The sequence below is a fragment of the Flavobacterium sp. genome (genome assembly GCF_047602195.1).
Lineage (GTDB): Bacteria > Bacteroidota > Bacteroidia > Flavobacteriales > Flavobacteriaceae > Flavobacterium.
The window spans coordinates 1,261,011-1,277,486 of sequence record NZ_JASGHW010000004.1; the positions used below are offsets into that span (position 1 = coordinate 1,261,011).

A 16,476-nucleotide genomic window follows, 5' to 3' on the forward strand; every position below is an offset into this window, starting at 1 on the left:
AATGGCAAGAGATTTAAAATACACTAGAAACATTGGAATTGCGGCTCACATTGATGCTGGTAAAACTACCACCACTGAGCGTATCCTTTTTTATACTGGAAAATCACACAAAATCGGTGAGGTGCACGATGGTGCAGCTACGATGGACTGGATGGCGCAGGAGCAAGAGCGTGGTATTACCATTACTTCTGCTGCGACGACTTGTGAGTGGAATTTCCCAACGAATCAAGGCAAACCGACTTCTGATTCAAAAGCTTACCACTTCAACATCATCGATACCCCGGGACACGTGGATTTTACCGTAGAGGTAAACCGTTCATTGCGTGTACTCGACGGATTGGTGTTCTTGTTTTCTGCGGTTGACGGCGTGGAGCCACAATCAGAAACCAACTGGCGTTTGGCGGATCAATACCGCGTGCCACGTATGGGTTTCGTAAACAAGATGGACCGTCAAGGTTCGAACTTCTTGGGTGTTTGTCAACAAGTTCGCGACATGTTGAAATCAAACGCAGTAGCGATCACTTTGCCTATCGGTGATGAAATCGACTTTAAAGGGGTAGTTGACCTCGTGAAAAACCAAGCCATCGTATGGCATGATGAAACACAAGGCGCTACTTTCGATATCGTTGACATCCCTGCTGATATGGTAGACGAAGTGAAGCAATACAGAGACATCCTCATCGAGGCTGTAGCTGATTACGATGACAGCTTGCTCGACAAATACATGGAAGATCCAGATTCAATCACTGAGGATGAGATCAACAATGCTTTGCGTGCAGCGACCATCGACATGGCGATCATCCCGATGATTGCTGGTTCATCGTTCAAGAACAAAGGGGTTCAATTCATGTTGGACGCCGTATGTAAATATTTGCCTTCTCCATTGGACAAAGAAGGTATCGAAGGAATCGATCCGGATGATGCTGATTTGCTCGAAGAAGACCAAACCAAAATCTTGCGTCGTCCAGACGTAAAAGAACCGTTCGCGGCTTTGGCATTTAAGATTGCAACTGACCCATTCGTAGGTCGTTTGGCGTTCTTCCGTGCGTATTCAGGTCGTTTGGATGCAGGTTCTTACATCTTGAACACGCGTTCAGGAAACAAGGAGCGTATCTCTCGTATCTACCAGATGCACGCCAACAAGCAAAACCCAATCGAATACATCGAGGCAGGTGATATTGGTGCGGCAGTAGGTTTCAAGGACATCAAAACCGGTGATACCTTGTGCGACGAGAAACACCCAATCATCCTCGAATCGATGAAATTCCCTGATCCGGTAATCGGTATCGCGATCGAGCCTAAAACGAAGGCTGACGTAGACAAGATGGGTATGGCTTTGGCTAAATTGGCTGAAGAAGATCCAACGTTTACTGTTAGAACTGATGAGGCTTCAGGTCAAACGATCATCTCGGGTATGGGTGAGCTTCACCTCGATATCTTGGTAGACCGTATGAAACGCGAATTCAAAGTAGAGGTAAACCAAGGTGAGCCTCAGGTAGAGTACAAGGAAGCATTCACTAAGTCTGCACAACACCGTGAGGTTTACAAGAAACAATCGGGTGGACGTGGTAAATTTGGTGACATCGTGTTCCGTTTGGAGCCAGCCGATGAAGTTGACGGAAAAGTGCCAATGGGCTTGCAGTTCGTCAATGAAGTAAAAGGTGGTAACGTTCCTAAGGAATTCATTCCTGCTGTTGAAAAAGGTTTCCGCGAATCAATGAAAACAGGTCCTTTAGCAGGTTATGCGGTGGACAGCTTGAAAGTAACTTTGCTCGACGGATCGTACCACGCGGTGGATTCGGATGCGCTTTCTTTCGAATTGGCGGCCAAGATGGGTTACAAAGAAGTAGCGAAAGCTGCCGGAGCCATCATCCTTGAGCCGATCATGAAAATTGAAGTCATCACTCCAGAAGAAAACATGGGTGATATCGTAGGTGACTTGAACCGTCGTCGTGGACAAGTAAACGACATGGGTGACCGTAACGGTGCAAAAACGATCAAGGCCAACGTGCCATTGTCGGAAATGTTCGGTTATGTAACCACATTGAGAACTTTGTCTTCAGGACGTGCCACTTCAACCATGGAGTTTTCACACTACGAAGAAACGCCTTCGAACATTTCGGAAGCCGTAATCAAAAAGGCAAAAGGAGTAACCGCTTAATATTTTAAAAGATGAGTCAAAAAATCAGAATAAAATTGAAATCTTACGATCACATGCTCGTAGACAAGTCGTCTGAGAAGATCGTAAAAACAGTAAAGAGCACTGGAGCGGTGGTAACTGGCCCAATTCCTTTGCCAACACACAAGAAATTGTTTACCGTATTGCGTTCGCCGCACGTAAACAAGAAGGCAAGAGAGCAGTTCGAAGTGATGTCTTACAAGAGATTGATCGACATCTACTCATCGTCTTCAAAAACGATCGATGCTTTGATGAAACTGGAATTGCCTAGTGGAGTTGAAGTAGAAATCAAAGTGTAAGTAAACGCTTAAGATTTGGTATAAAGTATCGGGATTTTGAGTTCCGATGCTTTATACTTATGTCTAAAAGTAACAATAAAGAATTTTTTAATAATCAATAATTAATAATTATGTCTGGGTTAATTGGTAGAAAAATCGGCATGACCAGCATCTTCGACGAGAACGGGAAAAACATTCCTTGTACGGTAATCGAAGCTGGACCATGTGTCGTTACCCAAGTCAGAACCAAAGAGGTTGACGGGTATGAAGCGTTGCAACTTGGTTTCGATGACAAGAACGAGAAACATTCCACAAAAGCGGCTTTGGGTCACTTTAAGAAAGCGGGAACTGTTGCTAAGAAGAAAGTCGTTGAATTCCAGGATTTCGCAACAGAACAAAAATTGGGAGACATCCTTGATGTGACCGTTTTTGAAGAAGGAGAATTTGTGGACGTTCAAGGCGTTAGCAAAGGTAAAGGTTTCCAGGGTGTTGTTAAACGTCACGGTTTTGGTGGTGTTGGACAGTCTACTCACGGTCAGCACAACCGTTTGAGAGCACCGGGTTCAGTAGGAGCATCCTCTTATCCGTCACGTGTATTCAAAGGAATGCGTATGGCTGGAAGAATGGGTGGAGAAAATGTAAAAGTTCAAAACTTGAGAGTGTTGAAAGTAATCGCCGACAAAAACCTTATTTTGGTTAAAGGGGCGGTTCCTGGACACAATAACTCTTATGTAATCATTCAGAAGTAATGGAAGTAAAAGTTTTAAATATCAGCGGTAAGGAAACTGGAAGAACAGTACAGCTTTCTGACGATATTTTTGGGATCGAGCCAAACAACCACGCGGTTTACTTAGATGTAAAGCAGTATTTGGCCAACCAAAGACAAGGAACGCACAAATCGAAAGAGCGTGCCGAAGTAACCGGTTCTACACGTAAAGTGAAGAAACAAAAAGGTACAGGTACAGCACGTGCGGGATCTGTGAAGTCGCCATTGTTCAAAGGTGGAGGTACAGTTTTCGGACCACGTCCAAGAAGCTACTCTTTCAAATTGAACAAAAACTTGAAGCGTTTGGCCCGTAAGTCGGCTTTCTCAATCAAAGCCAAAGAGTCAAACCTCGTAGTGATCGAAGACTTCAATTTCGAAGCGCCAAGCACCAAGAATTTCATTAATGTTTTGAAAGCTTTAGGGTTAGAAAACAAAAAATCTTTGGTAGTGTTGGGCGATACAAATAAAAATGTATATTTGTCCTCGCGCAATTTGAAAGCTTCTAATGTCGTAACTAGTTCAGAATTAAGCACTTATGCAATTTTAAATGCAAATAATGTAGTGCTTTTGGAAGGTTCTTTAGAAGGAATTGTAGAAAACTTAAGCAAATAAATAGGACATGAGTATCATAATTAAGCCTATAGTAACTGAAAAAGTAACCAAGGAAAGTGAAGTTTCCAACCGTTTCGGATTCGTAGTAGACAAGAAAGCAAACAAAGTACAGATTAAGAAAGCTGTTGAGGCTGCTTATGGCGTAACGATCGTTGCCGTGAACACTATGAATGTACGTCCGGACCGTTCAACGAAATACACTAAAAGTGGTTTGATCAGTGGAAAGACGAACAGCTTCAAGAAAGCGATCGTTCAAGTACAAGAAGGAGAAACAATAGATTTTTATAACAATATCTAAAATAAGGCAGCATCATGTCAGTTAGAAAATTAAAACCTATTACCCCGGGTCAGCGATTTAGAGTTGTGAATAGCTTTGACACTATCACGACTGACAAGCCGGAACGCTCATTGTTAGCGCCGATAAAAAACTCTGGAGGTAGAAATAGTCAAGGAAAGATGACCATGCGTTACACAGGCGGTGGTCACAAACAAAGGTATCGTGTAATCGATTTCAAAAGAACCAAAGCCGGAATCCCTGCTACGGTAAAATCAATCGAGTACGATCCAAACAGAACGGCGTTCATCGCTTTGTTGGCTTATGCCGATGGTGAGAAAACGTACATCATTGCCCAAAACGGATTGCAAGTAGGTCAGAAAATCGTTTCTGGCGAAGACGCGCAACCGGAAATCGGAAACACTTTGCCGCTGAGCAAAATTCCATTGGGTACTGTTATTTCTTGTATCGAATTGCGTCCAGGACAAGGAGCGGTTATCGCTCGTTCGGCTGGTACTTTCGCGCAGCTTATGGCGCGTGACGGTAAATACGCTACAATCAAAATGCCTTCAGGCGAAACCCGTTTGATCTTGTTGACTTGTTCAGCGACGATCGGTGCGGTTTCTAACTCTGACCATCAGTTGATCGTATCAGGTAAGGCTGGTAGAACAAGATGGTTGGGCAGAAGACCAAGAACAAGACCAGTTGCTATGAACCCTGTCGATCACCCAATGGGTGGTGGTGAAGGACGTTCATCAGGAGGTCATCCACGTTCGAGAAAAGGATTGCCGGCTAAAGGTTACAGAACCCGTGCAAAACAAAATCCGAGCAATAAGTATATTGTAGAACGCAGAAAGAAATAATAAGACATGGCACGTTCATTAAAAAAAGGACCTTACGTTCATTATAAATTAGAGAAGAAAGTTCTCGACAACATCGAAGGTGGAAACAAGGGCGTCGTAAAGACTTGGTCACGCGCGTCAATGATTACCCCTGACTTTGTTGGACAGACGATCGCAGTTCACAATGGCCGCCAGTTCGTTCCAGTTTATGTAACTGAGAACATGGTAGGACATAAATTAGGAGAGTTTTCACCAACAAGATCATTCCGTGGTCACGCTGGAGCTAAAAATAAAGGTAAAAAATAAGAAGCAATGGGAGTTCGTAAAAGAGAAAGAGCCGAAGGCATCAAAGAAGCTAACAAGCAAGTTGCTTTCGCAAAGTTGAATAACTGCCCTACTTCACCTAGAAAAATGCGCTTGGTAGCGGACTTGGTAAGAGGTCAGAAGGTAGAAAGAGCGCTGAATATCTTGAGATTCAGCACTAAAGAAGCTTCACGCAAATTGGAGAAGCTGTTGTTGTCTGCAATCAATAACTGGGAGCAGAAAAACGCAGACGGAAACGTAGCGGAAGCAGGCTTGATCGTGAAAGAAATCCGCGTTGACGGAGGAATGATGTTGAAAAGACTTCGTCCTGCGCCGCAAGGAAGAGCACACAGAATTAGAAAACGTTCTAATCACGTAACCATCGTATTGGGACAATTAGATAACACACAAAGCAACTAAGAGAAATGGGACAAAAGACAAATCCAATCGGAAACAGACTTGGGATCATCAGAGGATGGGACTCTAACTGGTTTGGTGGTAATGACTACGGCGACAAAATCGCTGAGGACTACAAAATCAGAAAGTACATCCACGCCCGTTTGTCTAAAGCGAGTGTATCAAAAGTAATCATCGAAAGAACTTTGAAACTTGTAACCGTTACTATCACCACTGCACGTCCGGGTATCATTATCGGGAAAGGCGGCCAGGAGGTAGACAAGTTGAAAGAGGAATTGAAGAAGATTACCGACAAAGAAGTTCAAATCAACATCTTCGAAATCAAAAGACCTGAACTCGATGCTTTTTTAGTTGCATCAAGCATCGCCCGTCAGATCGAAAGCCGTATTTCTTACAGAAGAGCAATCAAAATGGCTATCGCTGCCTCTATGCGTATGAACGCTGAAGGTATCAAAGTCTTGATCTCTGGTCGTTTGAACGGGGCTGAGATGGCGCGTTCAGAAGGTTTCAAAGAAGGACGTATTCCTTTGTCAACTTTCAGAGCCGATATCGATTACGCTTTGGCTGAAGCGCATACTACTTATGGTCGTATGGGTATCAAAGTTTGGATCATGAAAGGTGAAGTTTACGGAAAAAGAGATCTTTCTCCACTGGTAGGTATGGACAAACAAAAGTCGGCTACCGGAGGTAAAAATGATGCGCCACGCGGAGAGCGTAAAGGTGGTTTCAACAAAGACCGCAAAGGCGGAGACCGTAAAAGAAAGTAATTTTTTAAAAAGAAAAGAAAATGTTACAGCCTAAAAGAACAAAATACCGCAAGGTACAGAAAGGTAGAATGAAAGGAAATTCCCAAAGAGGGCACGAACTTTCAAACGGAATGTTCGGAATCAAATCTGTACACGAAGATGGAATGTTCCTGACTTCACGCCAAATCGAGGCTGCGCGTATCGCTGCAACCCGTTACATGAAACGTGAAGGACAACTTTGGATCAAAATTTTCCCGGACAAGCCAATCACCAAGAAGCCTCTTGAGGTACGTATGGGTAAAGGTAAAGGTGCTGTTGAATATTGGGCAGCTGTTGTTAAACCTGGAAAAATTATGTTTGAAGTGGGTGGCGTGCCATTGGCCGTTGCAAAAGAGGCGTTGCGTCTTGCTGCACAAAAGCTCCCAGTGAAAACTAAATTTGTCATCGCTAGAGATTTCGAAGCATAATATCAAGCATTATGAAACAAAAAGAAATTAAAGATCTTTCCGTTGCAGAATTGCAGGAAAAATTGAGCCAGACTAAGAAAACGTACAGCGACCTGAAAATGGCCCACGCGATTTCTCCGATCGAAAATCCTTTGCAAATCAGAACTGTCCGCAGAACTGTTGCAAGATTGGCAACCGAACTGAGCAAAAGAGAACTCCAATAATTGTATTCTGCAAAATGGAAGATAAAAGAAATTTAAGAAAAGAAAGAATTGGTGTTGTGACGTCAAACAAGATGGACAAGTCTATCGTGGTGGCGCAAACTACAAAAGTAAAACACCCATTATACGGTAAGTTCGTGTTGAAAACTAAAAAGTATCACGCACACGACGAGAAAAATGACTGCAACATCGGTGACACCGTTCGTATCTCTGAGACACGTCCATTGTCAAAGACCAAATGTTGGAGATTAGTTGAAATCATTGAAAGAGCTAAATAATTATGGTACAACAGGAATCAAGATTAAAAGTAGCAGACAACACTGGAGCGAAGGAAGTCCTTACAATCCGTGTTTTGGGTGGAACGAAACGTCGTTACGCCTCTGTCGGAGATAAAATTGTAGTATCAATCAAAGACGCCACTCCAAACGGAAACGTAAAAAAAGGAGCGGTATCTACTGCAGTTGTTGTACGTACCAAGAAAGAAGTGAGAAGAGCCGATGGTTCTTACATCCGTTTCGACGACAATGCTTGTGTTCTTTTGAACGCGGCTGGCGAGATGAGAGGAACACGTGTTTTTGGTCCGGTAGCGAGAGAATTGCGTGAAAAGCAATTCATGAAAATTGTATCATTAGCACCAGAAGTGCTTTAATTATTTGCAAGATGATAAAGCTAAAGATAAAATCAGGTGACACCGTAAAAGTTATCGCTGGAGACCACAGAGGAACCACCGGAACTGTTACCCGTGTTTACAAAGAGAAAAACAAAGCGATCGTTGAGGGCGTAAACATGGTGTCGAAACACACGAAACCATCTGCGAAAAACCCACAAGGCGGAATCGTTAAGAAAGAGGCACCTATCCACATCTCTAACCTGGCTAAGGTTGAAGGTACAGCCAAACCGGCTGCTGCGAAAGCTGCTAAAAAAGAAACAAAAAAAGCTAAATAATCATGGCATATATTCCAAGACTGAAGCAAGAGTACAAAGACCGCGTGGTAGCTGCTCTTAAAGAAGAATTCGGTTATAAAAACGTAATGCAGGTTCCTAAATTGGAGAAAATCGTTTTGAGCCGTGGTGTTGGTGCAGCAGTTTCTGACAAGAAATTGATTGACTACGCTGTAGAAGAGTTGACAAAAATCACCGGACAAAAAGCGGTTTCTACAATCTCTAAGAAAGACGTTGCGTCTTTCAAATTGAGAAAGGGAATGCCGATCGGTGCCAAAGTAACTTTGCGCGGCGAAAGAATGTACGAGTTCCTCGACAGATTGATCACTTCGGCTTTGCCACGTGTTCGTGATTTCAACGGAATCAAGGCTACTGGTTTTGACGGACGTGGAAACTACAACTTGGGTGTACTCGAGCAAATCATTTTCCCTGAGATCGACATCGACAAAGTGAACAAGATTTCTGGTATGGACATCACTTTCGTGACATCGGCTCCAACCGACAAAGAGGCACAATCACTGTTGAGAGAATTAGGTTTACCTTTTAAAAAGAACTAAGACATGGCTAAAGAATCAATGAAAGCCCGTGAGGTGAAAAGAGCAAAAACGGTAGCAAAGTACGCTGAAAAAAGAAAGGCTTTATTGGAAGCCGGAGATTATGTAGGCTTGCAAAAATTACCAAAAAATGCTTCACCTGTTCGTATGCACAACCGTTGCAAATTGACAGGCAGACCAAGAGGTTACATGCGTCAGTTTGGTATTTCACGTGTTACTTTCCGTGAAATGGCCAACAGTGGATTGATCCCGGGCGTTAAAAAGGCCAGCTGGTAATAAAACAAATTCAATTTTGTTATTTCGATAGATAGTTGTAAGTTTGCCGGATTTTTGCCGCGAACTAGCAACTATCTATTGATAAATTTAGAGTTTTAATGGTTTCAGGTTCTACCGGATGGTCCGGGACGAATACCAAAACCGCAATTATAATTATATGTATACAGATCCAATTGCGGATTATTTGACAAGAGTACGCAACGCTGTGGCTGCAAACCACAAGGTTGTGGAAATTCCTGCATCTAATCTGAAAAAAGAGATTACCAAGATCTTATTTGATCAGGGTTATATCTTGAGCTACAAATTCGAAGATACTGCCCCACAAGGCACTATCAAGATCGCTTTGAAGTATGACAAAGATACCAAAGAGCCTGTAATCAAAGATATCCAAAGAATTAGTAAACCAGGTTTGCGTAAATACGCAGGTGCTGACAAACTGCCACGTATCCTCAACGGATTGGGCATTGCCATCGTTTCGACTTCGAAAGGACTTATGACTGGAAAGCAAGCGAAACAATTGAATGTAGGTGGTGAAGTAATCTGCTACGTGTACTAATATTTAAAGACGAATTAGAGATGTCAAGAATAGGTAAAAATCCAATTGCAATCCCTGCCGGTGTTACTTTCGAAGTAACCGACAATGTGATTACAGTAAAAGGAAAGTTAGGTCAACTCACGCAGGAATACAGCGATGTAACTGTGAAAGTTGAAGAAGGAGTCATTACAGTTGAACGTTCTTCTGACCACAAAGATCAAAGAGCAAAACACGGTTTGTACAGAGCATTGATCAGCAACATGATCACTGGTGTATCAACTGGTTTTACAAAAGAATTGGAATTAGTTGGAGTAGGTTACAGAGCTTCAAACCAAGGTCAAAAATTAGATTTGGCTTTAGGTTTCTCGCACAACATCATTTTGGAGGTTGCTCCAGAGGTGAAACTCGAAACAATTTCTGAAAAAGGGAAAAACCCAATCGTTAAACTGACTTCACACGACAAGCAATTGTTGGGTGCTGTGGCAGCGAAAATCCGCGGATTCCGTCGTCCAGAGCCTTACAAAGGAAAAGGTGTGAAATTCGTTGGCGAAGTATTGAGAAGAAAAGCAGGTAAATCAGCTTAATAAGTAAAGTTATGTCATTGAATAAAACAGAGAGAAGACAGAGAATCAAATTCAGAATCAGAAAGATCGTTAACGGTACTGCCGCTACACCAAGACTTTCTGTATTCAGAAGCAACAAGGAGATCTACGCTCAGCTGATTGACGACGTTAACGGTGTTACTTTGGCTGCTGCTTCTTCAAGAGAAAAAGGAGTAGATACAAAAGGAACTAACGTTGAAGTTGCTAACGCTGTTGGTAAACTGATCGGCGAGAAAGCTTTGAAAGCCGGTATCGAGACAGTAAGCTTCGACAGAGGTGGTTACTTGTACCACGGTCGTATTAAATCATTAGCCGAAGGCGCAAGAGCTGCAGGTCTTAAATTCTAATATCATATGTCTAAAAATAGAAATATAGAAGCAGTAAAACCTAGCGGACTCGAATTGAAAGACCGTTTGGTAAGTGTAAATCGTGTAACCAAGGTAACAAAGGGAGGTCGTGCATTCGGTTTCTCTGCGATTGTTGTCGTTGGTGACGAGAACGGCGTGGTAGGTCACGGATTGGGTAAATCAAAAGACGTTTCTGAAGCAATCGCAAAAGCGGTGGAAGATGCTAAGAAAAACTTGGTGAGAATCCCATTGGCCGGACAATCAGTACCACACGAACAAAAAGGGAAATTTGGCGGAGCGCGTGTATTCTTGATGCCTGCATCGCATGGTACCGGAGTAATCGCTGGTGGTGCTGTTCGTTCAGTGCTCGAATCAGTAGGTATCCACGACGTATTGTCAAAATCACAAGGATCATCCAACCCACACAACGTGGTAAAAGCGACTTTCGATGCTTTGTTGCAAATGAGAAGCGCGCACACGGTTGCGAAAATGAGAGGCGTATCCTTAGAGAAAGTTTTTAAAGGTTAATACAGGAAATCATGGCAAAATTATTAGTAAAACAAGTTAGAAGCAAAATCAACTGTCCATTGACACAAAAGCGTGGACTTGAGGCTTTGGGTCTTCGCAAGATAGGCCAGACTGTGGAGCATGAGTCAAATCCTGCTATCCTTGGGATGATCAATAAAGTTAAACACTTAGTTTCCGTAGAGGAAGTTAAATAACAAATACAGTTATGAATTTAAGTAACTTACAACCTGCTGCAGGTTCGACACACAATCAAAATAAAAGAGTTGGTCGCGGAGAAGGATCCGGAAAAGGTGGTACTTCCGCACGTGGTCACAAAGGGGCGAAATCTCGTTCTGGTTACTCTAAAAAGATTGGTTTTGAAGGAGGTCAGATGCCACTTCAAAGACGTGTGCCTAAGTTCGGTTTCAAGAACATCAACCGTGTAGAGTACCAAGGAATCAACTTGGATACGCTTCAGGCTTTGGTAGACAATAAAATCGTTACCGATACCGTAGATTTCGCTACGATCGTTGGTAACCGTTTGGCTACTAAAAACGAAGTGGTAAAAATCCTCGGACGTGGTGAATTGAAAGCCAAACTGAAAGTAAGCGCTCACAAATTTACTGCTACTGCCAAGGCTGCTATCGAAGCTGCCGGTGGAGAAGCTGTAACATTATAATCCAACCTGTATATGAAGAAATTTTTTGAATCATTAGCTAATGTGTGGAAAATAGAAGAACTGAAAAACAGGATTCTATTCACTTTAGGACTTTTATTAGTTTATCGTTTTGGTGCTCATGTGACCCTTCCGGGGATCGACGCGAGCCAACTGCACAGTTTAGCTGGTCAGACAAAAGACGGTATTGGTTCAATCCTCGACATGTTTACAGGTGGTGCTTTCTCTAAAGCCTCGGTTTTTGCCTTGGGTATCATGCCTTACATCTCTGCATCGATTGTGGTGCAGTTGATGGGTATCGCGATCCCTTACTTGCAGAAATTGCAGAAAGACGGAGAAAGCGGCAGGAAAAAAATCAACCAGATTACACGTTGGTTGACCATCGCCATTACGTTGGTACAAGGTCCGGGTTACATCTATAACCTCTACAAGACTTTGCCGCAAAGCGCGTTCCTGTTAGGATTTGATTCATTCTCGTTCTTATTTTCTTCAGTTTTGATTTTGACCACGGGTACGATTTTCGCCATGTGGTTGGGAGAAAAAATTACAGATAAAGGAATCGGAAACGGTATCTCCTTGTTGATCATGGTCGGTATCCTCGCGCGTCTGCCACAGGCTTTCGTACAGGAATTCCAGTCGACCATCACCAACAACAACGGTGGTCCGATGTTATTGGTTATCGAAGTGATCGTTTGGTTGCTCGTGATCATTGCTTGTGTATTGCTCGTAATGGCAGTACGTAAAATCCCGGTACAGTACGCGCGTCGTACAACTACTGGTGACTATGAGCAGGATGCAGCGGGTGGCAACAGACAGTGGATTCCTTTGAAGCTCAACGCTTCTGGGGTAATGCCAATCATCTTCGCCCAAGCGATTATGTTCATTCCGGCTGCACTCGCAGGTTTGTCTCAATCAGAGACTTCCCAGTCGATTGCCGGAGCGTTCAGCAATATGTTCGGGTTCTGGTACAATCTTGTTTTCGCATTGTTGATCGTCGTGTTCACTTATTTCTACACGGCAATCACGGTTCCGACCAACAAGATGGCTGACGATCTCAAAAGAAGCGGCGGATTCATCCCAGGCGTACGCCCGGGTGTGGAAACTTCTGATTTCTTAGATCATATCATGTCTTTAATTACTTTCCCAGGTTCATTATTTCTTGCACTGATCGCTGTGTTCCCAGCTATTGTGGTAAGTTTTGGTGTTCAACAATCCTGGGCAATGTTTTTCGGGGGTACGTCCTTGATCATCATGGTGGGTGTCGCTATCGATACCATCCAACAGATCAACTCTTACCTGTTGAACAAACATTACGACGGTTTGATGAAAAGTGGTAAAAACAGAAAAGCGGTAGCTTAATATTTTTATGGCAAAACAATCAGCAATAGAACAAGACGGATCCATTATTGAAGCATTGTCGAATGCAATGTTTCGCGTAGAATTAGAAAACGGGCACATCGTAATCGCCCACATCTCCGGTAAAATGCGTATGCACTACATCAAGTTGCTTCCGGGCGACAAGGTGAAACTGGAAATGAGCCCTTACGATTTGTCTAAAGCAAGAATTACTTACAGATACTAAAAAATACACGAGATGAAAGTAAGAGCATCAGTTAAGAAAAGAAGTGCCGAGTGCATCATTGTGCGCAGAAAAGGCAGATTATACGTAATCAACAAAAAGAATCCTAGATTCAAACAAAGACAAGGTTAATTATGGCAAGAATAGCAGGGGTAGACATCCCGAAAAACAAAAGAGGAGTTATCGCTTTGACCTACATCTTCGGAATTGGTAAAAGCCGTGCAAGCGAAATTTTGGCTAAAGCCAACGTTAGCGAAGACATCAAAGTTCAAGACTGGAATGACGACCAGATCGGAGCAATCCGTGACGCCGTGTCATACTACAAGATTGAAGGTGAATTGCGTTCAGAGACTTCATTGAACATCAAACGTTTGATGGACATCGGTTGCTACAGAGGAATCCGTCACAGAGCCGGGTTGCCACTCCGTGGTCAAAGAACCAAGAACAACTCAAGAACGAGAAAAGGTAAGCGTAAAACTGTTGCTAACAAGAAAAAAGCAACTAAATAATAAGTAGTAATGGCTAAAGCAACAACAAAAAAGCGTAAAGTAGTCGTTGAATCGACTGGCGAAGCGCACATCAGCGCTACTTTCAACAACATCATCATTTCTTTAACCAACAAGAAAGGTGAAGTAATCTCTTGGTCTTCTGCCGGTAAAATGGGATTCCGTGGTTCTAAAAAGAACACGCCATACGCTGCACAGATGGCAGCCGAGGATTGCTCAAAAGTAGCTTTGGAAGCAGGCTTGAAAAAAGTGAAGGTATATGTGAAAGGACCAGGAAACGGACGTGAGTCTGCGATCCGTTCCATCCACAACGGAGGAATCGAGGTGACCGAAATCATCGACGTAACCCCAATGCCGCACAACGGATGCCGTCCTCCAAAGAGACGTAGAGTTTAATTTTATTTTTTAAGTATAACCGGGACAGACCCAGATTATCGAAGGATTTATAAGACCTGAATTCATAATCTCTGACCCAAAATAATTAGCAATGGCAAGATATACTGGTCCAAAAACAAAAATCGCCCGTAAATTTGGTGAGGCGATCTTCGGAGACGATAGAGCCTTCGAAAAAAGAAACTATCCCCCAGGACAACACGGGATGGCTAAAAAAAGAGGTAAGAAATCAGAGTACGCAGTACAGTTGATGGAAAAGCAAAAAGCGAAGTACACTTACGGAATCTTGGAAAAACAATTCCGTGGACTTTTCGAAAAAGCTTCAGCAGCACGTGGTGTAACCGGTGAAGTTCTTATCCAATTGTGCGAGGCGCGTCTCGACAACGTAGTATTCAGAATGGGTATCGCCCCATCTCGTCGTGCTGCACGTCAGATCGTTTCTCACCGTCACATCACCGTAAACGGTGAAGTGGTCAACATTCCTTCATACCATTTAAAAGCCGGCGATAAGGTGGCTGTTCGTGAGAAATCAAAATCAGTGGAAGCCATCGAGCGTTCATTGGCGAATTCTTCACATGTTTATGAGTGGATCACTTGGAACAACGATTTGAAAGAAGGTACTTTCGTTTCAGTTCCTGCAAGATTGCAAATCCCTGAAAACATCAAAGAACAACTCATCGTCGAATTGTACAACAAATAATCAGACTTAGTCGAACTATGGCAATATTTAATTTTCAGAAACCCGATAAGGTTATCATGATCGATTCAACCGATTTCGAAGGCAAATTTGAATTTCGTCCTTTGGAACCAGGTTACGGATTGACCGTAGGTAACGCACTTAGAAGAGTTTTGCTTTCCGCTTTGGAAGGCTACGCAATTACATCTGTAAGAATCGAAGGTGTAGACCACGAATTTTCTACTATCTCAGGTGTAGTTGAAGATGTTACTGAAATCATCCTGAACCTCAAGCAGGTTCGTTTCAAACGCCAGATCGAAGACGTCGACAATGAATCGGTAACCATTTCTGTTACAGGAAAAGACCAATTGACCGCAGGTGACTTCCAGAAGTTCATCTCAGGTTTCCAGGTATTGAACCCGGAATTGGTGATCTGTAACCTCGACAGCAAAATCAAATTGAACTTTGAATTGACGATCGAGAAAGGACGTGGCTACGTTCCTGCTGAAGAAAACAAAAAGCAGAACGCCGCTATCGGAACCATTTTCACCGACTCTATCTTCACGCCAGTCAAGAACGTGAAATACGCGATCGAAAACTTCCGTGTGGAGCAAAAGACCGACTACGAGAAACTCGTTTTGGAAATCAAGACCGATGGTTCGATCGCTCCTAAAGATGCGCTCACCGAAGCCGCTAAAGTTCTGATCCACCACTTCATGTTGTTCTCTGACGAGCGCATCACGCTCGAGGCCGATGAAATCGCGCAGACCGAGTCTTACGACGAAGAATCGCTCCACATGAGACAATTGCTCAAGACTAAATTGGTCGATATGGACTTGTCCGTACGCGCCCTGAACTGTCTGAAGGCAGCAGAAGTTGATACCTTGGGCGACCTGGTATCGTTCAACAAAAACGACTTGATGAAATTCCGCAACTTCGGTAAGAAGTCGCTCACCGAACTCGACGAGCTCGTGGCGAACAAAAACCTGACTTTCGGGATGGATCTCGCCAAATACAAATTAGATAAAGAATAATTTTCTTCCTATTTTGCTCTCCAGAGTGGATCGAGCAAGAGGAAGGTTTAAACAAACAATGTCATGAGACACGGAAAAAAGAACAACCACTTAAGCAGACAAAAAGGCCACAGAACGGCTATGCTTTCAAACATGGCTTGCTCATTGATCGAGCACAAGCGCATCAACACTACAGTTGCTAAAGCGAAAGCTTTGAAGCAATTCGTTGAGCCGCTCATCACCAAGTCAAAAGAAGACACTACGCACAACCGTCGTATCGTTTTCGCCTATTTGAAAAACAAATACGCCGTAACCGATTTGTTCCGCGATGTAGCCGCTAAAGTGGGCGACCGTCCGGGAGGATACACCCGTATCATCAAGGTGGGTAACCGTTTGGGAGATAACGCTGATATGGCGATGATCGAACTCGTAGATTTCAACGAACTCTACAACGGTGGTAAAAAAGAAGTAAAGAAAACGAAAAGCCGTCGTGGCGGAAGCGGAAAAGGAAAAGCAGAAGCGAAAGTCGAGGAGACTAAAGTGGAAGCCCCTAAAGCCGAGGAGCCGCAAGCAGAAGCACCGGAAGCTCCGGCAGCAGACACTGACGAAACAAAGGCCGCTGAATAAGCCCACGTTTTCAACCAAAATAAAGGACGGACTTTTTAGTTCGTCCTTTTTTTTTGCCCCCAAGTGAACTGGGTTTGGCCAGGAAAGCGGCGATCTTGCCGCAAAGCATCTTGCTGTCTGATTTTTCGTTAGTCTAAAAACCAATTCCGCTTAGTGTTT

30 protein-coding genes are annotated in these 16,476 nt (G+C 43.3%); all 30 read left to right on the top strand.

All coding sequences use genetic code 11. From position 1 onward, the window contains the following. The first annotated feature begins 1 nt into the window (after position 1). The 30 genes from fusA to rplQ all read left to right on the top strand — a co-directional run bounded on the left by fusA (position 2) and on the right by rplQ (position 16,317). Entirely contained in the window at positions 2-2,161 is a 2,160-nt protein-coding gene (fusA, locus tag QM717_RS11660; protein WP_415037641.1) for an elongation factor G, read from the top strand. An 11-nt stretch (positions 2,162-2,172) separates the two neighbouring features. Next, the gene (gene rpsJ, locus QM717_RS11665; RefSeq protein ID WP_091141407.1) at positions 2,173-2,478 is read left to right on the top strand and encodes a 30S ribosomal protein S10; all 306 of its coding nucleotides are present in this window, start codon (positions 2,173-2,175) and stop codon (positions 2,476-2,478) included. 110 nt (positions 2,479-2,588) lie between these two features. After that, a complete protein-coding gene (gene rplC, locus QM717_RS11670; RefSeq protein WP_415037642.1) occupies positions 2,589-3,206 on the top strand; it encodes a 50S ribosomal protein L3 in 618 nt (205 codons plus the stop codon). Further along, complete coding sequence (gene rplD / locus QM717_RS11675) at positions 3,206-3,835, top strand: 50S ribosomal protein L4 (RefSeq protein WP_415037643.1); 630 nt, start codon at positions 3,206-3,208, stop codon at positions 3,833-3,835. Before rplC ends, rplD begins: the two co-directional genes overlap by 1 nt. Before the next feature lie 7 nt (positions 3,836-3,842). Then, the gene (rplW, locus tag QM717_RS11680; RefSeq protein ID WP_415037644.1) at positions 3,843-4,133 is read left to right on the top strand and encodes a 50S ribosomal protein L23; all 291 of its coding nucleotides are present in this window, start codon (positions 3,843-3,845) and stop codon (positions 4,131-4,133) included. A gap of 14 nt (positions 4,134-4,147) precedes the next feature. Continuing rightward, entirely contained in the window at positions 4,148-4,972 is an 825-nt protein-coding gene (gene rplB, locus QM717_RS11685) for a 50S ribosomal protein L2 (protein ID WP_415037645.1), read from the top strand. A 6-nt stretch (positions 4,973-4,978) separates the two neighbouring features. Continuing rightward, positions 4,979-5,257 (top strand): 30S ribosomal protein S19, encoded by a 279-nt coding sequence (gene rpsS / locus QM717_RS11690; protein ID WP_091141411.1) that lies wholly within the window; start codon positions 4,979-4,981, stop codon positions 5,255-5,257. Between the two features lie 6 nt (positions 5,258-5,263). Further along, complete coding sequence (rplV, locus tag QM717_RS11695) at positions 5,264-5,674, top strand: 50S ribosomal protein L22 (RefSeq protein WP_415037646.1); 411 nt, start codon at positions 5,264-5,266, stop codon at positions 5,672-5,674. Positions 5,675-5,679: 5 nt separating this feature from the next. After that, complete coding sequence (gene rpsC / locus QM717_RS11700; protein ID WP_415037647.1) at positions 5,680-6,438, top strand: 30S ribosomal protein S3; 759 nt, start codon at positions 5,680-5,682, stop codon at positions 6,436-6,438. Positions 6,439-6,458: 20 nt separating this feature from the next. Then, positions 6,459-6,884 carry a 50S ribosomal protein L16 gene (gene rplP / locus QM717_RS11705; protein ID WP_415037648.1) on the top strand — a complete coding sequence of 142 codons (426 nt, stop codon included), beginning with the start codon at positions 6,459-6,461 and terminating at the stop codon, positions 6,882-6,884. An 11-nt stretch (positions 6,885-6,895) separates the two neighbouring features. Further along, complete coding sequence (rpmC, locus tag QM717_RS11710) at positions 6,896-7,087, top strand: 50S ribosomal protein L29 (protein WP_415037649.1); 192 nt, start codon at positions 6,896-6,898, stop codon at positions 7,085-7,087. A gap of 14 nt (positions 7,088-7,101) precedes the next feature. Then, a complete protein-coding gene (rpsQ, locus tag QM717_RS11715; protein WP_415037650.1) occupies positions 7,102-7,362 on the top strand; it encodes a 30S ribosomal protein S17 in 261 nt (86 codons plus the stop codon). 2 nt (positions 7,363-7,364) lie between these two features. Further along, complete coding sequence (gene rplN / locus QM717_RS11720; protein ID WP_007803649.1) at positions 7,365-7,733, top strand: 50S ribosomal protein L14; 369 nt, start codon at positions 7,365-7,367, stop codon at positions 7,731-7,733. 11 nt (positions 7,734-7,744) lie between these two features. Beyond that, on the top strand, positions 7,745-8,029 hold the full coding sequence (gene rplX / locus QM717_RS11725; RefSeq protein ID WP_415037651.1) for a 50S ribosomal protein L24: 285 nt from the start codon (positions 7,745-7,747) through the stop codon (positions 8,027-8,029). Between the two features lie 2 nt (positions 8,030-8,031). Beyond that, a complete protein-coding gene (rplE, locus tag QM717_RS11730) occupies positions 8,032-8,583 on the top strand; it encodes a 50S ribosomal protein L5 (protein WP_415037652.1) in 552 nt (183 codons plus the stop codon). Positions 8,584-8,586: 3 nt separating this feature from the next. After that, positions 8,587-8,856 (top strand): 30S ribosomal protein S14, encoded by a 270-nt coding sequence (gene rpsN, locus QM717_RS11735; protein WP_415037653.1) that lies wholly within the window; start codon positions 8,587-8,589, stop codon positions 8,854-8,856. Between the two features lie 157 nt (positions 8,857-9,013). After that, positions 9,014-9,412 carry a 30S ribosomal protein S8 gene (gene rpsH, locus QM717_RS11740; RefSeq protein ID WP_415037654.1) on the top strand — a complete coding sequence of 133 codons (399 nt, stop codon included), beginning with the start codon at positions 9,014-9,016 and terminating at the stop codon, positions 9,410-9,412. Between the two features lie 20 nt (positions 9,413-9,432). Beyond that, the gene (rplF, locus tag QM717_RS11745) at positions 9,433-9,975 is read left to right on the top strand and encodes a 50S ribosomal protein L6 (protein WP_415037655.1); all 543 of its coding nucleotides are present in this window, start codon (positions 9,433-9,435) and stop codon (positions 9,973-9,975) included. Positions 9,976-9,986: 11 nt separating this feature from the next. Further along, the gene (rplR, locus tag QM717_RS11750; protein ID WP_415037656.1) at positions 9,987-10,340 is read left to right on the top strand and encodes a 50S ribosomal protein L18; all 354 of its coding nucleotides are present in this window, start codon (positions 9,987-9,989) and stop codon (positions 10,338-10,340) included. Positions 10,341-10,346: 6 nt separating this feature from the next. Continuing rightward, a complete protein-coding gene (rpsE, locus tag QM717_RS11755) occupies positions 10,347-10,868 on the top strand; it encodes a 30S ribosomal protein S5 (RefSeq protein WP_415037657.1) in 522 nt (173 codons plus the stop codon). An 11-nt stretch (positions 10,869-10,879) separates the two neighbouring features. Then, positions 10,880-11,062, top strand: coding sequence for a 50S ribosomal protein L30 (rpmD, locus tag QM717_RS11760; RefSeq protein WP_415037658.1), 183 nt, complete (start codon positions 10,880-10,882; stop codon positions 11,060-11,062). A gap of 11 nt (positions 11,063-11,073) precedes the next feature. Further along, the gene (gene rplO / locus QM717_RS11765) at positions 11,074-11,526 is read left to right on the top strand and encodes a 50S ribosomal protein L15 (protein ID WP_415037659.1); all 453 of its coding nucleotides are present in this window, start codon (positions 11,074-11,076) and stop codon (positions 11,524-11,526) included. 12 nt (positions 11,527-11,538) lie between these two features. Then, positions 11,539-12,882, top strand: coding sequence for a preprotein translocase subunit SecY (gene secY / locus QM717_RS11770; RefSeq protein WP_415037660.1), 1,344 nt, complete (start codon positions 11,539-11,541; stop codon positions 12,880-12,882). 7 nt (positions 12,883-12,889) lie between these two features. Continuing rightward, positions 12,890-13,105 (top strand): translation initiation factor IF-1, encoded by a 216-nt coding sequence (gene infA, locus QM717_RS11775; protein WP_007136545.1) that lies wholly within the window; start codon positions 12,890-12,892, stop codon positions 13,103-13,105. Between the two features lie 12 nt (positions 13,106-13,117). Then, positions 13,118-13,234, top strand: coding sequence for a type B 50S ribosomal protein L36 (gene ykgO, locus QM717_RS11780; protein WP_002987490.1), 117 nt, complete (start codon positions 13,118-13,120; stop codon positions 13,232-13,234). 2 nt (positions 13,235-13,236) lie between these two features. Next, a complete protein-coding gene (rpsM, locus tag QM717_RS11785) occupies positions 13,237-13,611 on the top strand; it encodes a 30S ribosomal protein S13 (protein ID WP_166335004.1) in 375 nt (124 codons plus the stop codon). 9 nt (positions 13,612-13,620) lie between these two features. After that, entirely contained in the window at positions 13,621-14,004 is a 384-nt protein-coding gene (gene rpsK, locus QM717_RS11790; protein ID WP_415037661.1) for a 30S ribosomal protein S11, read from the top strand. Between the two features lie 91 nt (positions 14,005-14,095). After that, positions 14,096-14,701, top strand: a complete 606-nt coding sequence (gene rpsD / locus QM717_RS11795; RefSeq protein WP_415037662.1) for a 30S ribosomal protein S4 — start codon at positions 14,096-14,098, stop codon at positions 14,699-14,701. A 17-nt stretch (positions 14,702-14,718) separates the two neighbouring features. Continuing rightward, on the top strand, positions 14,719-15,711 hold the full coding sequence (locus QM717_RS11800) for a DNA-directed RNA polymerase subunit alpha (RefSeq protein WP_415037663.1): 993 nt from the start codon (positions 14,719-14,721) through the stop codon (positions 15,709-15,711). Positions 15,712-15,774: 63 nt separating this feature from the next. Further along, positions 15,775-16,317 (top strand): 50S ribosomal protein L17, encoded by a 543-nt coding sequence (rplQ, locus tag QM717_RS11805; protein WP_415037664.1) that lies wholly within the window; start codon positions 15,775-15,777, stop codon positions 16,315-16,317. The last annotated feature ends 159 nt before the right edge of the window (positions 16,318-16,476 follow it).